The 14,666-nt window shown below is 64.5% G+C and carries 13 protein-coding genes; 5 read left to right on the top strand and 8 right to left on the bottom strand.

The window, feature by feature from the left end; genetic code table 11:
• The first annotated feature begins 34 nt into the window (after positions 1–34).
• On the top strand, positions 35–964 hold the full coding sequence (locus tag J2887_RS21390) for an alpha/beta hydrolase (protein WP_227173144.1): 930 nt from the start codon (positions 35–37) through the stop codon (positions 962–964).
• Here the strand turns inward: J2887_RS21390 and J2887_RS21385 are convergent.
• Entirely contained in the window at positions 954–1,382 is a 429-nt protein-coding gene (locus tag J2887_RS21385) for an Lrp/AsnC family transcriptional regulator (protein ID WP_227173143.1), read from the bottom strand. The two genes, J2887_RS21390 and J2887_RS21385, sit on opposite strands and share 11 nt — an antisense overlap.
• 128 nt (positions 1,383–1,510) lie before the next feature.
• Here J2887_RS21385 and astA point away from each other — a divergent pair, with 128 nt between their 5' ends.
• The gene (astA, locus tag J2887_RS21380; protein ID WP_227173142.1) at positions 1,511–2,668 is read left to right on the top strand and encodes an arginine N-succinyltransferase; all 1,158 of its coding nucleotides are present in this window, start codon (positions 1,511–1,513) and stop codon (positions 2,666–2,668) included.
• Positions 2,658–3,467 carry a DUF1338 domain-containing protein gene (locus tag J2887_RS21375; protein WP_227173141.1) on the top strand — a complete coding sequence of 270 codons (810 nt, stop codon included), beginning with the start codon at positions 2,658–2,660 and terminating at the stop codon, positions 3,465–3,467. Before astA ends, J2887_RS21375 begins: the two co-directional genes overlap by 11 nt.
• Positions 3,468–3,541: 74 nt before the next feature.
• Here J2887_RS21375 and J2887_RS21370 read toward each other — a convergent pair whose 3' ends face one another.
• From J2887_RS21370 to urtA, 7 genes are all read right to left on the bottom strand, one after another.
• On the bottom strand, positions 3,542–3,892 hold the full coding sequence (locus J2887_RS21370; protein ID WP_227173140.1) for a zinc ribbon domain-containing protein: 351 nt from the start codon (positions 3,890–3,892) through the stop codon (positions 3,542–3,544).
• A gap of 5 nt (positions 3,893–3,897) precedes the next feature.
• A complete protein-coding gene (gene fmdA, locus J2887_RS21365) occupies positions 3,898–5,130 on the bottom strand; it encodes a formamidase (RefSeq protein ID WP_227173139.1) in 1,233 nt (410 codons plus the stop codon).
• 144 nt (positions 5,131–5,274) lie between these two features.
• Positions 5,275–5,964, bottom strand: a complete 690-nt coding sequence (gene urtE, locus J2887_RS21360; RefSeq protein WP_227173138.1) for an urea ABC transporter ATP-binding subunit UrtE — start codon at positions 5,962–5,964, stop codon at positions 5,275–5,277.
• Between the two features lie 27 nt (positions 5,965–5,991).
• Complete coding sequence (gene urtD / locus J2887_RS21355) at positions 5,992–6,744, bottom strand: urea ABC transporter ATP-binding protein UrtD (protein WP_227173137.1); 753 nt, start codon at positions 6,742–6,744, stop codon at positions 5,992–5,994.
• Positions 6,741–7,877, bottom strand: a complete 1,137-nt coding sequence (urtC, locus tag J2887_RS21350; protein WP_227173136.1) for an urea ABC transporter permease subunit UrtC — start codon at positions 7,875–7,877, stop codon at positions 6,741–6,743. The genes urtD and urtC overlap by 4 nt, the downstream gene beginning before the upstream one ends.
• A gap of 12 nt (positions 7,878–7,889) precedes the next feature.
• Positions 7,890–8,813 carry an urea ABC transporter permease subunit UrtB gene (gene urtB / locus J2887_RS21345; RefSeq protein ID WP_227173135.1) on the bottom strand — a complete coding sequence of 308 codons (924 nt, stop codon included), beginning with the start codon at positions 8,811–8,813 and terminating at the stop codon, positions 7,890–7,892.
• A gap of 92 nt (positions 8,814–8,905) precedes the next feature.
• Positions 8,906–10,087 (bottom strand): urea ABC transporter substrate-binding protein, encoded by a 1,182-nt coding sequence (gene urtA / locus J2887_RS21340; protein WP_227176188.1) that lies wholly within the window; start codon positions 10,085–10,087, stop codon positions 8,906–8,908.
• A 307-nt stretch (positions 10,088–10,394) separates the two neighbouring features.
• On the opposite strand from urtA, the gene J2887_RS21335 reads away from it, so the two are divergent.
• Together J2887_RS21335 and J2887_RS21330 are read left to right on the top strand one after the other, a co-directional pair.
• Entirely contained in the window at positions 10,395–13,760 is a 3,366-nt protein-coding gene (locus J2887_RS21335) for an ATP-binding protein (protein WP_227173134.1), read from the top strand.
• On the top strand, positions 13,744–14,655 hold the full coding sequence (locus J2887_RS21330) for a DNA-binding response regulator (RefSeq protein WP_227173133.1): 912 nt from the start codon (positions 13,744–13,746) through the stop codon (positions 14,653–14,655). The genes J2887_RS21335 and J2887_RS21330 overlap by 17 nt, the downstream gene beginning before the upstream one ends.
• Positions 14,656–14,666: the final 11 nt, after the last annotated feature.

Here is a 14,666-nt window from a genome sequence, read left to right as displayed (position 1 = left end):
TCCTGGCCCAACGCCCGTAAGGGAGGAATCAACCATGACCCAGGTCACCCCATCCATATCGCCACAATCGGCGTCACGATCATCCGCATCACGGCCATCCATATCACAACAACCAGCCACTGCGGCGAGCCACCGCTCCTGGCAACACCAGGCCCTGAGCCTGGGACTGGCCCTGTATGCCCGCCTCTCCAGCGACGGTGCCGCCCGACTGATCGAGCGCCTGGCCTTCACCCCGCAGCGACTGCCCATGCCCAGCCGCTACGAGCACCTGCTGGAGCAGGCCGACAGCCACACCCAGCTGCACGTCGGCACGCGTACCCTGCCGGTCTACAGCTGGGGCAAAGGCCCTGTGGTGCTCGGGGTTCACGGCTGGTCCGGCGCCGGCATCCAGTTTGGCGCCTTTATCCAGCCACTGGTCGCCGCCGGCTATCGGGTGGTGCTCTACGACGCCCCCGCCCACGGCCGCGCCCAGGGCGAGCGCACCGATCTCTATGAAATGACCGAAGTACTGACCCGGGTGGGCGAGCTGTTCGGCCCGCTGGAGGCGGTGATGGCCCACTCCCTCGGCAGTCTGGCTGCCGGCCGCGCCCTGGTGGACGGCCTCAGTGCCCGCAAGTTGGTCCTGCTGGCGCCCCCGGCGTCGCTGTCGGAAGTGGTGGACAATCTGGGTGTGCAGATGGGCCTGTCTGCCGGCGCCCTGGCGCAGCACCGGGCGCGCATGGAGGCCCGCTTCGGTCCCGAGGTCTGGCAGCGGCTGGCCTTGGATGAACTGGTGCCACAGCTGAACCAGCCGGGGCTGGTGGTCATCGACGATCAGGACCGTGCAGTGGCGCCGGCGCAGAGCGCACGGGTCTACCATCGCTGGCCCGGCGCCGAACTGTTGCGCAGTGAGGGTCTGGGCCACCACCGGCTGCTGTGGCACGACCGCGTGGTCGAGCCTGTGGTGGCCTGGCTCAGCGCCTGAACTTGGTCTCCAGCACCACCGCAGAGTTGGTGCGCTCCACCCCATCCAGGGTGGCGATGTCGTCCAGTACCGCGCTCAGGGCCTCCAGGCTCTGGGCCTGGACGATGGCCAGCAGGTCGTACTCACCGCTCACGGCATACAGTTGGCTTACTTCCGGCATCGCCTCCAGGGCGGTGTTGGTGCGCACAGTCAGTTTCTGGTGCACCTTGATGGAGACATGGGCCTCCACCTGGTTGGCGGTGTATTCGCCGCCCAGCTCCACCGAGTAGCCCTTGATGATGCCGGTGCTCTGCAGCCGGGCCAGCCGGTTCTGCACCGTGGAGCGGGACAGGTCGAGGGCCCGGGCCAGGTCCGAGACGCTGGTGCGGGCGTCCTTGCGCAGCAGGGCGATCAGGCGCAGATCCTGTTTGTTGATCATATTGGCAAACCTGTTGGTCAATTTGCCTAAATATGGCACTGATTCGTTAAATCTGAAACTGCAAGCTGACAACAGTGGTCGCGATAATAGCGGGTATCCCTGACAGGTCCCCGACCCGGAGCTTGCCCATGATCATCCGTCCCGTTGCCCATCACGATCTGGACGCCCTGCAACAGATTGCCGTCGAATCCGGCCCCGGCTTCACCTCGCTGATCGACGACCGGACGTTCCTCCGTGACAAGATCCAGCACTCCATCGACAGCTTTGCCCGCCGTGTATACGAACCCGGCCAGGAGAGCTACCTGTTCGTACTGGAGGACGAGGACAGCGGCGAGCTCATGGGCACCACCGGTATCGAGGCCAGCGTAGGCCTGAGCAGCCCGCTGTACCACTACCACAAGAGCCGGGTGGTGCATCATTCCAGCGAGCTGGACCTGTTCAACAGCGTTGAAGTGCTCAACATGTGCAACCACTACACCGGCTGCACCGAGATCTGCACCCTCTACCTGCGCCCCAGGTTCCGTCGCGCCAATGCCGGCAAGCTGTTGTCCCGGGTCCGCTTCCTGTTCATGGCCCAGCACCCGCAGCGTTTTGCCGACACCGTCATTGCCGAGATGCGCGGGATCTCCGACGACAACGGCGAATCGCCGTTCTGGAACTGGTTGCGGGTGCACTTCGTCAATCTCGACTTCGCCACCGTGACGCACCTTTCCGGCGCCGGCAACAAGCGCTTCATTGCCGAACTGATGCCCAAATACCCGCTGTACACCAACCTGCTCAGCGCCAGCGCCCGCGACGTCATTGGCCAGGTGCATCCGGACACCCGCCCCGCGCTGGCGATGCTGGAGCGTGAGGGCTTCCGCCACAAGGACTACGTCGACCTGTTCGATGCCGGCCCCACGGTGGAGGCCGAACGCAGCCAGATCCGCAGCATCGCCCAGTCCCGGCAATGCCGCATTCAGGTGCTGGATGCGGATACCGCCGTGCTCGACCCCGGCCCGGTGTGTGGCGAAGGCGAGCCGCTGCTGCTGGCCAACACCGCCACCGCCGGCTTCCGCGCCACCATCACCGAGCAGGCCCGCTACCTGCCGGAGCACCAGTTGCTGCAGATACCGGCCGATCTGGCCAGCCAGCTCAGCCTGGAGGAAGGCGCCATCGCCCGTTTCCTGCCGCTGAACGCCAGCTCTGGCGAGCGCCAGACCGCGGAGCACTGGTCCTCGCCATCAGCTACCCGTTTTTCCAGTCTCAACCGGTCCAATACCGAGGAGTTCCGCCATGCACTCTGATCGCGACACCCTGTTCCACCACCTGTGGGAGAACTACAAGACCGTGACTCCGTCGGCGGAGCGCATCCACCAGTTGCTCGGCGGCACTCAGGCGGATGAGATCATCAACGACCACATCGCCCTGCGTACCTTCAACCTGCCCAGGGTTGGCCTCGACAAATTGGCTGCCCACTTTCTCAGTCTCGGCTACGTCCAGGGTGGCGAGTACCACTTCGAAGCCAAGAAACTGTACGCCCGCCACTATGAGCATCCGGACCCCACCGCGCCCAAGGTGTTCATCTCCGAACTGTTGGTGGAGCAGTGTTCACCGGAACTGCAGGCGATCGTCGGTGAGCTGGTGGCCCAGGTTCCGGCGCAGGCGGTCGAAGCCGATGATTTCCTCTACTCCGGAACCCACTGGCAGGTCGATTACACCACGTACCAGCAACTGCTGAAGGAGAGTGAGTACGCTGCCTGGATGGCCGCCTGGGGCTATCGCGCCAACCACTTCACCGTCAACATCAACGAACTGGCCCGGTTCGACTCGGTGGCCGAGGTGAATGCGGTACTGAAGGCCGAAGGCTTCCCGATCAACAGCTCCGGCGGTGAGATCAAGGGATCTCCGGAAGCCATGCTGGAACAGTCCTCCACCATGGCAGACCTGACGGAAGTGACCTTCCGTGACCGGGCGGCGGTGATTCCCAGCTGTTTCTACGAGTTCGCCAAGCGCTACCCCACCGCGGACGGCTCGCTGTACAGCGGCTTTGTTGCCGCCTCGGCGGACAAGATCTTCGAGAGCACCGACGCCGCGGGCATGTAGGGCGGGCGCCAAAACCCAGAAGCATCAGCGGGATATGTAAAAACGCCGGCCCGAGCGGGCCGGCTGGCAGTTTGCTAGTGGCTGATCATCCATGGCCGCATCGACGGGAACATCTTCTTGCCATCGGCGGTGTAGAACAGCTTGGGCCGGCTGTTCGGTGAACCGCAGCCACACTGCTGGCGATGACCAGCGTCCTCCTGCCGCTGGGCGGCGGTGGAATGCAGCGGTTCATGACGGGCCCGCTCGTTGCGGTCCATTGCCCGGCGCTGATCCGGCGCCATCCGTGGCAGGTTCGACGGCATCACAATCACCCGGGGCGCGAGGCCACCGCAGTCGGGACACGGCGCCGGCTGCGCCGCTTCGGCCAGGGTGGCCAGGCGATGGAACAGACCGTGATCGCGGCACTTGTAGTCATAGACCGGCATGGCCGTTACTCCTTATCCGGTGATTTGGGCACATCCATCCCCCCGGTCACCTGGGTGGTCGGGCCATCGGCACTGGGGTTGATGTCAAAATCGAAAATGCCGGTGGGCAACCACAGGGTGGCACAAGCGTTGGGCACGTCCACCACCCCGCTGATATGGCCCTCCACCGGGGCACAGCCGAGCAGGGCATAGGCCTGGGCCGGACTGTAGCCAAACTTGGACAGGTACTCGATGGCATTGAGACAGGCCTGGCGATAGGCCACGTGCACGTCGAGGTAGTGCTGCTGGCCCTGTTCATCCACCGAGATGCCCTCGAAGATCACATAGTCATCGTACTTGGGCTTGATGGTACTGGGTTTGAACACCGGGTTCTTGATGCCGTACTTGGCCACCCCGTCCTTGATCAGGTTGACCCGCAGGTGAATCCAGCCAGCCATTTCAATGGCGCCACAGAAGGTAATTTCACCGTCCCCCTGGCTGAAGTGCAGATCCCCCACCGACAGCCCGCCGCCCTTGACGTACACCGGGAAGTAGACCTTGGAACCCCGCGACAGATCCTTGATGTCGCAGTTGCCACCGTGCTCCCGCGGCGGCACGGTGCGGGCGGCTTCGGCCGCGGCGTCCTGGGCGGCATCGCCACTGAGCCGGCCCATGTGGGCGGTGTCCGAGAAGGGCAGGTTGGCCAGCGCCGGTACCCGCTCCGGGTCAGTGTCGTAGAGCGCCTTCTCGCGCTGGTTCCACTGCTCCAGCAGCTCCCGTGACGGCAGGCAGCCGATCAGGCCGGGGTGGATCATGCCGGCGAACTCGACGTTGGGAATGTGGCGGGACTTGGTGAACATACCGTTGAATTCCCAGATCGACTTGTGGGCCTCGGGGAAATGCTCGGTGAGGAAGCCACCGCCGTTCTGTTTGGAAAAGAAGCCGTTAAAGCCCCACTGGCTTTCATCAAAGGCACCGATATCGAGAATATCCACCTCCAGCAGGTCGCCGGGCTCGGCGCCCTCCACCGCGATCGGGCCGGACAGGAAGTGCACCTGGCTGAGGTCAACGTCACGGACGTCGTCGGCACTGTCGTTGTCCTTGATCTGGCCACCGGTCCAGTCATAGCACTCGACAATGAAGTCGTCTCCGGGTTTGACGGTAGCCACCATGGGGATGTCCGGATGCCAGCGGTTGTGGATGGCATCGTTTTCGTAGGCGGATTTGCTGAGGTCGATCTTGATGATGGTTTCGGCCATAACGGCGTCTCCTTGAACAGTGGTTGAGTCGTATGGTCATTCCAGTATCGGCCCCGACCGGAACTCCAGACCATACGGCAATCACCCCGGCCAACTGCGTCAAATGACGTAGGGGCCTGACTCGGCGCAGCACCTTCGCCGGGGCTATACAGAAAGATAGGAGGCTATCGTTGCCTCGTCCACGTCTTCTCGTCGCTGGTCCTGAACTATTTTCCCCTTCTCGATCACCAGGATGCGGTCAGCGATGTCGAGGGCGAAGCTCAGCACCTGCTCAGAGACCAGAATCGACAGGCCGCGCTGGTCGCGGATCAGCTTCAGGGTGCGCGCCATGTCCCGGATGATGGAAGGCTGAATGCCCTCGGTGGGTTCATCCAGCAGCAACACCTTGGGGTCACTGGCCAGGGCCCGGGCAATCGCCAGTTGCTGCTGCTGACCGCCGGACAGGTTGCCGCCCCGGCGGTGACGCATCTCCAGCAGCACCGGGAACAGGTCATACAGATCCCTCGGCACACGGCGGCGGCCGGTGCTGGTCAGGCCGGTCTCGATGTTCTCCTGCACCGACATGGTGGAAAACACCATCCGGCCCTGGGGCACAAACGCCAGTCCCTGGCGGACCCGTTGGTGGCTTTGCAGACCGGACAGCTCCTGCCCTTCCAGCCGCACCTGGCCCGACGCCGACGGAATCATGCCGATCAGCGATTTCATCAGCGTGGTCTTGCCCATGCCGTTACGGCCCACCACCGCAACAATCTCATTGGCGCCGAGGGTGAAGTCCAGGCCATGGAGCACTTCGCTCTGGCCATAGCGGACGTGGTAATCGGATACTTGCAACATGCGGTGTCCTCCTGAGTGTCCTGGCCGCTAATGCCCGAGATAGACGTCGATGACCTGCGGGTCCTGCTTGACCGCCTCGGCACTGCCTTCGGCGAGGATGCGGCCCTGGTGCAATACGGTGACCCGGTCGGCGATTTCGGCGACAAAATCCATGTCATGCTCGATCACAATCACCGACCGGCCCTGGCTAATGCGCCGCAGCAGGTCCGCGGTCTGGCGCCGCTCGGTGATCGACATTCCCGCCACCGGCTCGTCCAGCATCAGCAACTGGGGGTCCTGGATCAGCAACATGCCGATCTCCAGCCACTGCTTCTGGCCATGGGACAGCAGCGCCGCCGGCTCTTCGAGCCGCTCCGTCAGCAGCACCGTGGCCGCCACTTCCCGCACCTTGTCGATCACCGCCTGGTCACGGCGGAAGAACAGCGAACCGAATACGCCACGACCGCGGGGGTAGCAGATTTCCAGATTCTCGAACACCGTCAGGTCATCGTAGATCGACGGCGTCTGGAACTTGCGCCCAACCCCCGCGCGGACGATGTCGTGTTCCCGCAGCTGGGTCAGCTCACGGTTGCGGAAGCGAACCGAGCCGGCGGTGGCCCGGGTGCGGCCGCAGATCAGGTCCAGCACCGTGGTCTTGCCGGCACCGTTGGGGCCGATGATGACGCGGATCTCACTGTCGTCGACGTAGAAGCTCAGATCGTCCACCGCCCGGAAGCCGTCAAACGACACCGTCAGCCCCTCCACCGCGAGCACAAAATCGGTATTGCTGCCATGACTCATTGCGTACCTCCTTCCAGGGCAACCGGCGCCTGCGACCGCGATGGCCGCCCCAACTGATCCAGCCAACGTGCCACCCGATCCCCCAGGAACTGCTGGTAGAGACCCGCCAGGCCGTTGGGAAACGCCATCACCACACCGATGAACAGCAACCCCATGGCAAACAGCCACAGCTCCGGGAAACTCTCCCCGAACACCGTTTTCGCCAGGTTCACCAGCAACGCGCCATACACTGCTCCCAGCAGCGACAGCCGACCGCCCACGGCGCAGAAGATCACCATCTCGATGGACGGCACGATGCCGACGAAGCTGGGGGACATGAAGCCTTCCTGCAGGGTGAACATGGCACCGCCAATGGCGGCAAAGGCCGCGCCCACGCAGAATACGAAGATCTTGAAGCCGGCGACGTCGTAGCCCGAGAAACGCACCCGGTCCTCCTGCTCCCGCATCGCCAGCAGGATGCGCCCCAGCTTGCTGCGGCGAATGAACTGGGCCACCAGCAGGCAAACGAACAGCAACCCGACACAGATGAAATAGAACACGTAGCTGGCAAAGTCGGTACGGATGTTCCAGCCCAGCAGGGTACGCAGGTCGGTGATGCCGTTGACCCCACCGGTGTAACCCTGCTGACCGATGATCAGGATGGTGAGGATGGCGGCAATCGCCTGGGTGATGATGGCGAAGTAAACCCCGCCCACCCGCCGCTTGAACATCGCCACACCGATCAGGTAGGCGAACAGGGTCGGCACCAACAGCACCGCCAGCAGACTGAACCCCAGGCTCTGGAACGGTTCCCAGAACCAGGGCAGCTCGATGAGCTGATTCCAGTCCATGAAGTCGGGAATGCCGGGGGTACTCTGGATGCGGGTGCTCTCCGGGTCCGACGACTCCAGCTTGAGAAACATCGCCAGGGCGTAGCCGCCAAGGCCGTAGAACACCCCCTGGCCAAGACTGAGGATGCCGCCGCAGCCCCAGCACAGCACCAGGCCCACCGCCACGAAGGCGTAGGTGAGGTACTTGCCCACCAGGTTGAGGCGGAACACATCCAGCGACAGCGGCAGCACCAGCAGCAGCAACACCGCCAGCACCGCGAAGCCCAACAGGTCGTGTCGGGTCATGAAGGTCGTACGAAACATGGCATGGGCCTCCTAGCGACGCACTTTGAGAGCAAACAGGCCCTGGGGACGGACCATCAGGATCAGCACCACCACCATCAGCGTCAGCACCTTGGCCATCGAGCCGCCGAGGAAGAACTCCAGGGTGGACTGTGCCTGGGAGATGCCAAACGCCGAGGCGACCGTGCCCAGCAGACTGGCGGCACCGCCAAACACCACCACCAGGAAGGTGTCGACGATGTAGAGCTGGCCCGACGACGGCCCGGTGGAACCGATCATGGTGAAGGCACTGCCGGCAATCCCGGCGATGCCACAGCCGAGGGCAAAGGTGAGCCGGTCAACCCGCGCGGTGTTGATGCCCACCGCACCGGCCATCGGCCGGTTCTGGACGACAGCCCGCACCTGGCAGCCCCAGCGGGACCGGAACATCAGCAGCGCCACCGCAAGGGTGACCCCCACCGCCAGCACCATCACGAAGATGCCACTGACCGGCAGCTCGACGATGTCGGTGACCGGATAGGAGCCGGTCAGCCAGTCGGGAATCACCACCCCCACCTCACGGGCACCAAAGATCGAGCGATAGGCCTGCTGCAGCACCAGGCTCAGGCCCCAGGTGGCCAGCAGGGTGTCCAGTGGCCGCTGGTAGAGAAAGCGGATCATGCTCCATTCCACCAGCATCCCCAGCAACGCCGACGCCAGGAATGCCAGCACAATGGCGACAAAGAAATAGCCGTCGAACAGCCCGGGGGCGTATTCGGCAAACAGGTTGGAGGTCAGATAGGTGACGTAGGCCCCGAGGATCATGAACTCCCCGTGGGCCATGTTGATCACCCCCATCTGACCAAAAATGATGGCCAGTCCCAGCGCCATCAGCAGGAACACCGAGAACAGGATCAGCCCGGCGAAACCCTGCATGGCGAAGATGGCCGTCAGTTCGGACATGGAATAGTCAAACATGGTTGGTCCTCCGGCCTGTCATCGCTGGCAGGCACTGTGGATAACGGAAGCATCGACGGGCTGCGCCCGAGCGGGCGCAGCCTGGCAAGGGCTTACTGGTAGCCTTCCGGGAAGGGGTCGGGTTCCATCAGCTCGGCAGTCTCGTGGACCACCTGGTACTGGCCATCCGCTCCTGCGCGGCCAATGCGGGTACGGGACCACAGGTGGTGGTTTTCATGGACCCGGACATAGCCTTCCGGCGCGGTGTCCAACTCCAGGCCGATGGAGGCCTCGCGCACCCTGTCGACGTCGAAAGAGCCGGCTTTCTCCACCGCCGCCTTCCACAGCCAGGGACCGAGGTAGGCCGCCTGGGTGACATCGCCGATCACCGAATCCTCACCCCAGCGGGCCTTAAAGGCGTCCACGAAGGCCTGGTTATTGGCGTTGTCGAGGCTCTGGAAGTACTTCATGGCGGCGTAGGCGCCTTCGATGTTGTCGCCCCCGATACCGAGAATCTCGTCTTCGGTGACCGAGATGGTCAGCAGGGTGACGTCATCCTCGGTGAGATCGATGCCGGCCGCTTCCAGCTGGCGATAGAACGCCACGTTGGAGCCACCCACGATGATGGCGTAGATCACATCCGGTTTTTTCAGCCGGATGCGGTTGATGGCGGAGTTGAACTGGGTGTGGCCGAGGGGAAAGTAATCCTCCCCCACGACTTCCAGCCCCAGCACGTCTTCGATGTGCTTGCGGGCAATTTTGTTGGAGGTGCGTGGCCAGATGTAGTCCGACCCCAGCAGGTAAAACGTCTCGGCACCCTTTTCCCGGGCCACCCAGTCCAGCCCCGCCAGGATCTGCTGGGTGGCCTCCTGGCCGGTGTAGATCACGTTGGGCGACTGTTCCAGGCCCTCGTAGAACGTCGGGTAGTAGAGCATGCCGTTGTACTGCTCGAAGATCGGCAGTACGGCCTTGCGGGAGGCCGAGGTCCAGCAGCCAAACACCGCGGCAACGTTGTCCTGCCGCAGCAGTTTGCGGGAGCGCTCGGCAAAGGTGGGCCAGTCGCTGGCGCCGTCCTCCTGGACATACTCGATCTGGCGTCCGAGGACGCCGCCCATGGCGTTGATCTGCTCAATGGCGAGAATTTCGGCCTGCACCGACCCGGCCTCGCTGATGGCCATGGTGCCGGTCACCGAGTGCAGGATGCCGACCTGTACGGCGTCATCGGTCACCGCCAGGCCGGTGGTGTTCACCTCATCGGTGGCGGGCACCGCCGCCTGTGCCGAGGCCGACAGCATCAGTCCGGCCGCCAGGGCTTTCAGCCGTTGCCAGCCCCGGGCTGGCGGAGGGGAAATGCGGGAATGTCTGGAAGTCATGGTGGGTCCTCACGTGGTTGCAATCCTGTCTGGAGCTCGGACAGTGACGGCGTCACGAACCGCCACCGTCTGCTCACATTCTGTCCACGTCGCCGTTGCCGGCCCATTCGGCAAATGCCCCACCCCGCTACGTCATTTGACGCATGGGCCTCCCGGGATCAACGAGTTACAACACCACCATGGCACGGCTTTTGTAACAGCCAGCGGGAACCCTTGGCGGAAACCATCCATGCACACCAGGCAAAACATCTTTCGCGTGCGCCGACGCTACAACCAGTGGGTCGCCAACCAGACCCTGGAGGACTATGCCCTGCGCTTCACCGCCAAGGGCGCGCGGCACTGGTCCGGCCGGCGAGTGGTCAACACCGCCCTGGGCGCCATTTCCTTCCTCGCCCTGGAAGCCATTGGCGGCGCCATCACCCTCAGCTTCGGCTTTACCAACGCCCTCGCCGCCACCCTGGTGGTGGGGGCCATCATCTTCCTGGTGGCCTTACCCATCAGCTACTACGCCGCCCGCGACGGCGTCGATATTGATCTGCTGACCCGCGGTGCCGGCTTCGGCTACATTGGCTCCACCCTCACCTCGCTGATCTACGCGTCCTTTACCTTCCTGTTCTTCGCCATTGAGGCCGCCATCATGGCGATGGTGCTGGAACGGGTTGCCGGCGTGCCGCTGACCGTTGGCTACCTGCTGTGCTCACTGGTGATCATCCCGCTGGTCACCCATGGCATCCGTACCATCAGCCGCTTCCAGTTGTGGACCCAGCCGCTGTGGCTGGGACTGCAGTTGCTGCCGTTCATCGCCATCGCGGTGGTGGCGCCGGACAGCCTGGGACAATGGCAGGACTTTCAGGGGCGTGCGTCATCGGAGGGCGACGAGTTCAACCTGCTGCTTTTTGGTGCAGCCTCGGCGGTGGTGTTCTCCCTGATGGCCCAGATCGGTGAGCAGGTGGACTTCCTGCGTTTCCTGCCGGCACCGGCGGCGGGCCAGCGCGGACGCTGGTGGAGCTGGGTGGTACTCGGTGGCCCGGGCTGGATCGTGATTGGAGTGCTCAAGATCCTCGCCGGCTCGTTTCTGGTCACCGTCGCCCTCGGTCACGGCCTGGCGGACGACGACGCCAGCAACCCCGTCACCATGTATCAGGTGGCGTATGGCTACCTGGTGCCTTCACCTGCCGTCGCCCTGGCTCTGACCGGGCTGTTCGTGGTGCTGTGCCAGCTCAAGATCAACGTCACCAACGCCTACGCCGGCTCCATCGCCTGGTCCAATTTCTTCTCCCGCCTCACCCACAGTCACCCCGGCCGGGTGGTGTGGCTGGTGTTCAATGTCGCCATCGCCCTGCTGGTGATGGAGTTGGGCATCTACCGTGCGCTGGAAGCCACGCTCGGGTTCTACGGCCTGGTGGCGGTGGCCTGGGTCGGCGCCCTGGCCGCGGACCTGGTGATCAACAAACCGCTGGGGCTGAGCCCGCGCTACATCGAGTTCAAACGCGCCCACCTCTACGACATCAACCCGGTGGGGGTCGGCAGCATGGCCCTGGCAAGCGTGACCGGGATGCTCTGTTACGCCGGCGCCCTGGGCCAGACCGCCCAGGCCCTGGCCCACTTCCTGACCCTGGCCACCGCCCTGGTCGCCGCCCCGACCCTGGCCTGGCTGACGAAGGGGCGTTACTACATTGCCCGGCCCTGGCAGGCCATCGACAGTGGCGGCCAGCGCATCCCCTGCTCCATCTGCCAGCACCGTTTCGAGCCCGAGGACATCACCCACTGCCCCGCCTATGGCGGCACCATCTGCTCCCTGTGCTGCACCCTGGACGCCCGCTGCGGTGATGGCTGCAAACCCGGTGCCGGTTACCGGGACCAGCTGCGGCACTGGTTCGGTGACTGGTTGCCCGCCGCCTGGCAACCCCATCTGCGCACCCGGGTCAGTCGTTTCCTGACGCTGATGGTGCTGATCAACGGCGCCTGCGGCCTGCTGCTGACGCTGATCTACCACCACACCACGGTGACCTCCGCCACCGAGCAGCTGCTGATGTCCAGCACCCTGTGGCAGGTGTTCTCGGTGCTGATCATCATCACCGGGGTGGTGTGCTGGCTGTTCGTGCTGGCCCAGGAAAGCCGGCGGGTGGCGGAAGAGGAATCCCACCGCCAGACCCGCCTGCTGATGGCGGAGATTGCCGCCCATGAGAAGACCGATCAGGCCCTGCAACAGGCCAAGGAGCACGCCGAGGCCGCCAACGATGCCAAGAGCCGCTACCTCACCGGCATCAGTCACGAGCTGCGGTCGCCACTCAACGCCATCCTCGGCTACGCCCAGTTGCTGGAGCACGATCGCAGCATCCCCGAGCACCGTCGTGAGGCGCTGTCGGTCATGCGTCGCAGCAGCGAGTACCTTGCCGACCTCATCGAGGGACTGCTGGACATCTCCAAGATTGAAGCCGGACGGCTGGAGCTGCACCGCGGGCCAGTGCAGCTGGAACTGCTGATGACCCAGCTGGTGCACCTGTTCCGGCTGCAGGCGGAAACCAAGGGCCTGGCGTTCCATTACCATGGTCCCAGCCGGCTGCCGGCGGTGGTCACCGGCGACGAGAAGCGCCTGCGACAGATCCTCATCAACCTGCTGTCCAACGCCATCAAGTACACCGACCACGGTGAAGTGTCACTGACCGTGCGCTACCGCAACCAGGTGGCGGAATTCACCGTGCGCGATACCGGCGAGGGCATCGCCGCCGACAACCTCGAGCGCATCTTCCACCCCTTCGAACGAATCCGTACCCCCGGCGTCAGTCGCACCGGCACCGGTCTCGGGCTCACCATCACCCGACTGCTGACCGACATCATGGGCGGCGACATCCAGGTCGACAGCGAGCCCGGCCAGGGCAGTTGCTTCCGGGTCAGCCTGATGCTCGCCAGCCAGACCCCGGTTGCCAGCCCGGTACCGCCCCCCCCGGCGGACATCGTCGGCTACCACGGCCGCCGCCGCCGTCTGCTGGTGGTGGACGACGACCCGTCCCACCGCCAGCTGATGGTCGCCATGCTGTCGCCACTGGGGTTTGAGGTGCGGGGCGAAGCCAACCCCTGGCGGGTGCCCGGGCAATTGGCCAGCTTCCACCCCGACCTGGTCCTGCTGGACGTCGCCATGCCCGGACAGAGCGGTTGGCAGGTGCTGGCAACCCTGCGCCAGAACACACCGACCCTGCCCGTGGTGATGGTGTCGGCCGATGCCCAGGAAGGCCAGGATCGGCCCGAACGCCATAACGGCTATCTGCTCAAACCGGTGCGCCTCGACGCCCTGCTGGCATTGTTGGCCCTGCAACTGGATCTGCGCTGGCAGACCCGGACCGTCAACGCCCCTCAGGAGCCGTCAACGGCAGCAGCGCCGCTTGCGGCGACCCTGACGCCGGAGCAACGCAGAACGCTGGCGGAACTGGTGGCCATCGGCCACCGCAAGGGCCTGCAGCAGACCCTGCTGACCCTGCGGGAGCAGGGCGTACTGGCTGACGCAGCGGCCAATCGACTGATCGCCCTGGCCGGGGACTTCCGCTTTGACGATCTGCTGACCGAGCTGGAGGAAAGCCATGAACCTGAATGCTGACAACGCCACCGCCCCGGTGGTGATGGTGGTGGACGATTCCGTCGATAGCATCCGCATGGTCAGTGATGCCCTGGAGGCCGAGGGCCTGACCGTGCTGGTGGCCCTGGAGGGACGCCAGGCCCTGACCATCGGCCAGACCCTGACCCCCGACCTGGTGCTGATGGATGCCCTGATGCCCCAGATGGACGGCTTTGAGACCTGCCGTCGGCTCAAGGCACTGCCGGGTCTGACCGACACGCCGGTGATCTTCATGACCGGGCTCAGCGACACCGAGCATGTGGTGATGGGGCTCAATGCCGGCGGCGTCGACTATGTCACCAAACCCATTGATACCACCGCGCTGCTGGCCCGCATGCGGGTGCACCTGGCCAATGCCCGCATGGCCCGCAGTGCCCGGGCAGCCCTCGACAGCACTGGCCAGAAGCTGTTCGCCTGCGATCTCCGGGGCGAGACGCTGTGGGCCACCCCGGCCGTCCAGCAGCGTTTGCCCGCCGCCGATCAGCCAGCGGGCGAGCGCTTTCGCGAGAGCCTGGCGGGCTGGCTGCAACGGCTACCACAACCCGGCCACAGCCTGCCGGTCACCCTGGGGGATCAGGAGCTGGCGATCGAGTTCCTGGCCCTGGTGGACCGGCGGGAATACCTGCTGCGACTGCACGAACCGCAGCGCCCGGATGCCGCCAGCGAGGCGCTGCGTCAGCGCTTTGAGCTGACCGGACGGGAATCGGAGGTGCTGCTGTGGATCGCCAACGGTAAAACCAACCGGGAGATTGGCCAGATCCTCGACATGAGCCCACGCACCGTCAACAAACACCTGGAGCAGGTGTTTCGCAAGCTGGGGGTGGAAAACCGCACCTCTGCCGCCGCCACTGCCATCAAATGCCTGGGGAGCCTCTGATTAACGCCTCA

This window comes from Marinobacter sp. CA1 (assembly GCF_020546665.1).
GTDB lineage: Bacteria > Pseudomonadota > Gammaproteobacteria > Pseudomonadales > Oleiphilaceae > Marinobacter > Marinobacter xestospongiae.
Note: the sequence above shows the minus strand (reverse complement) of the source record. Positions and strands in the feature narration are given on the sequence as shown.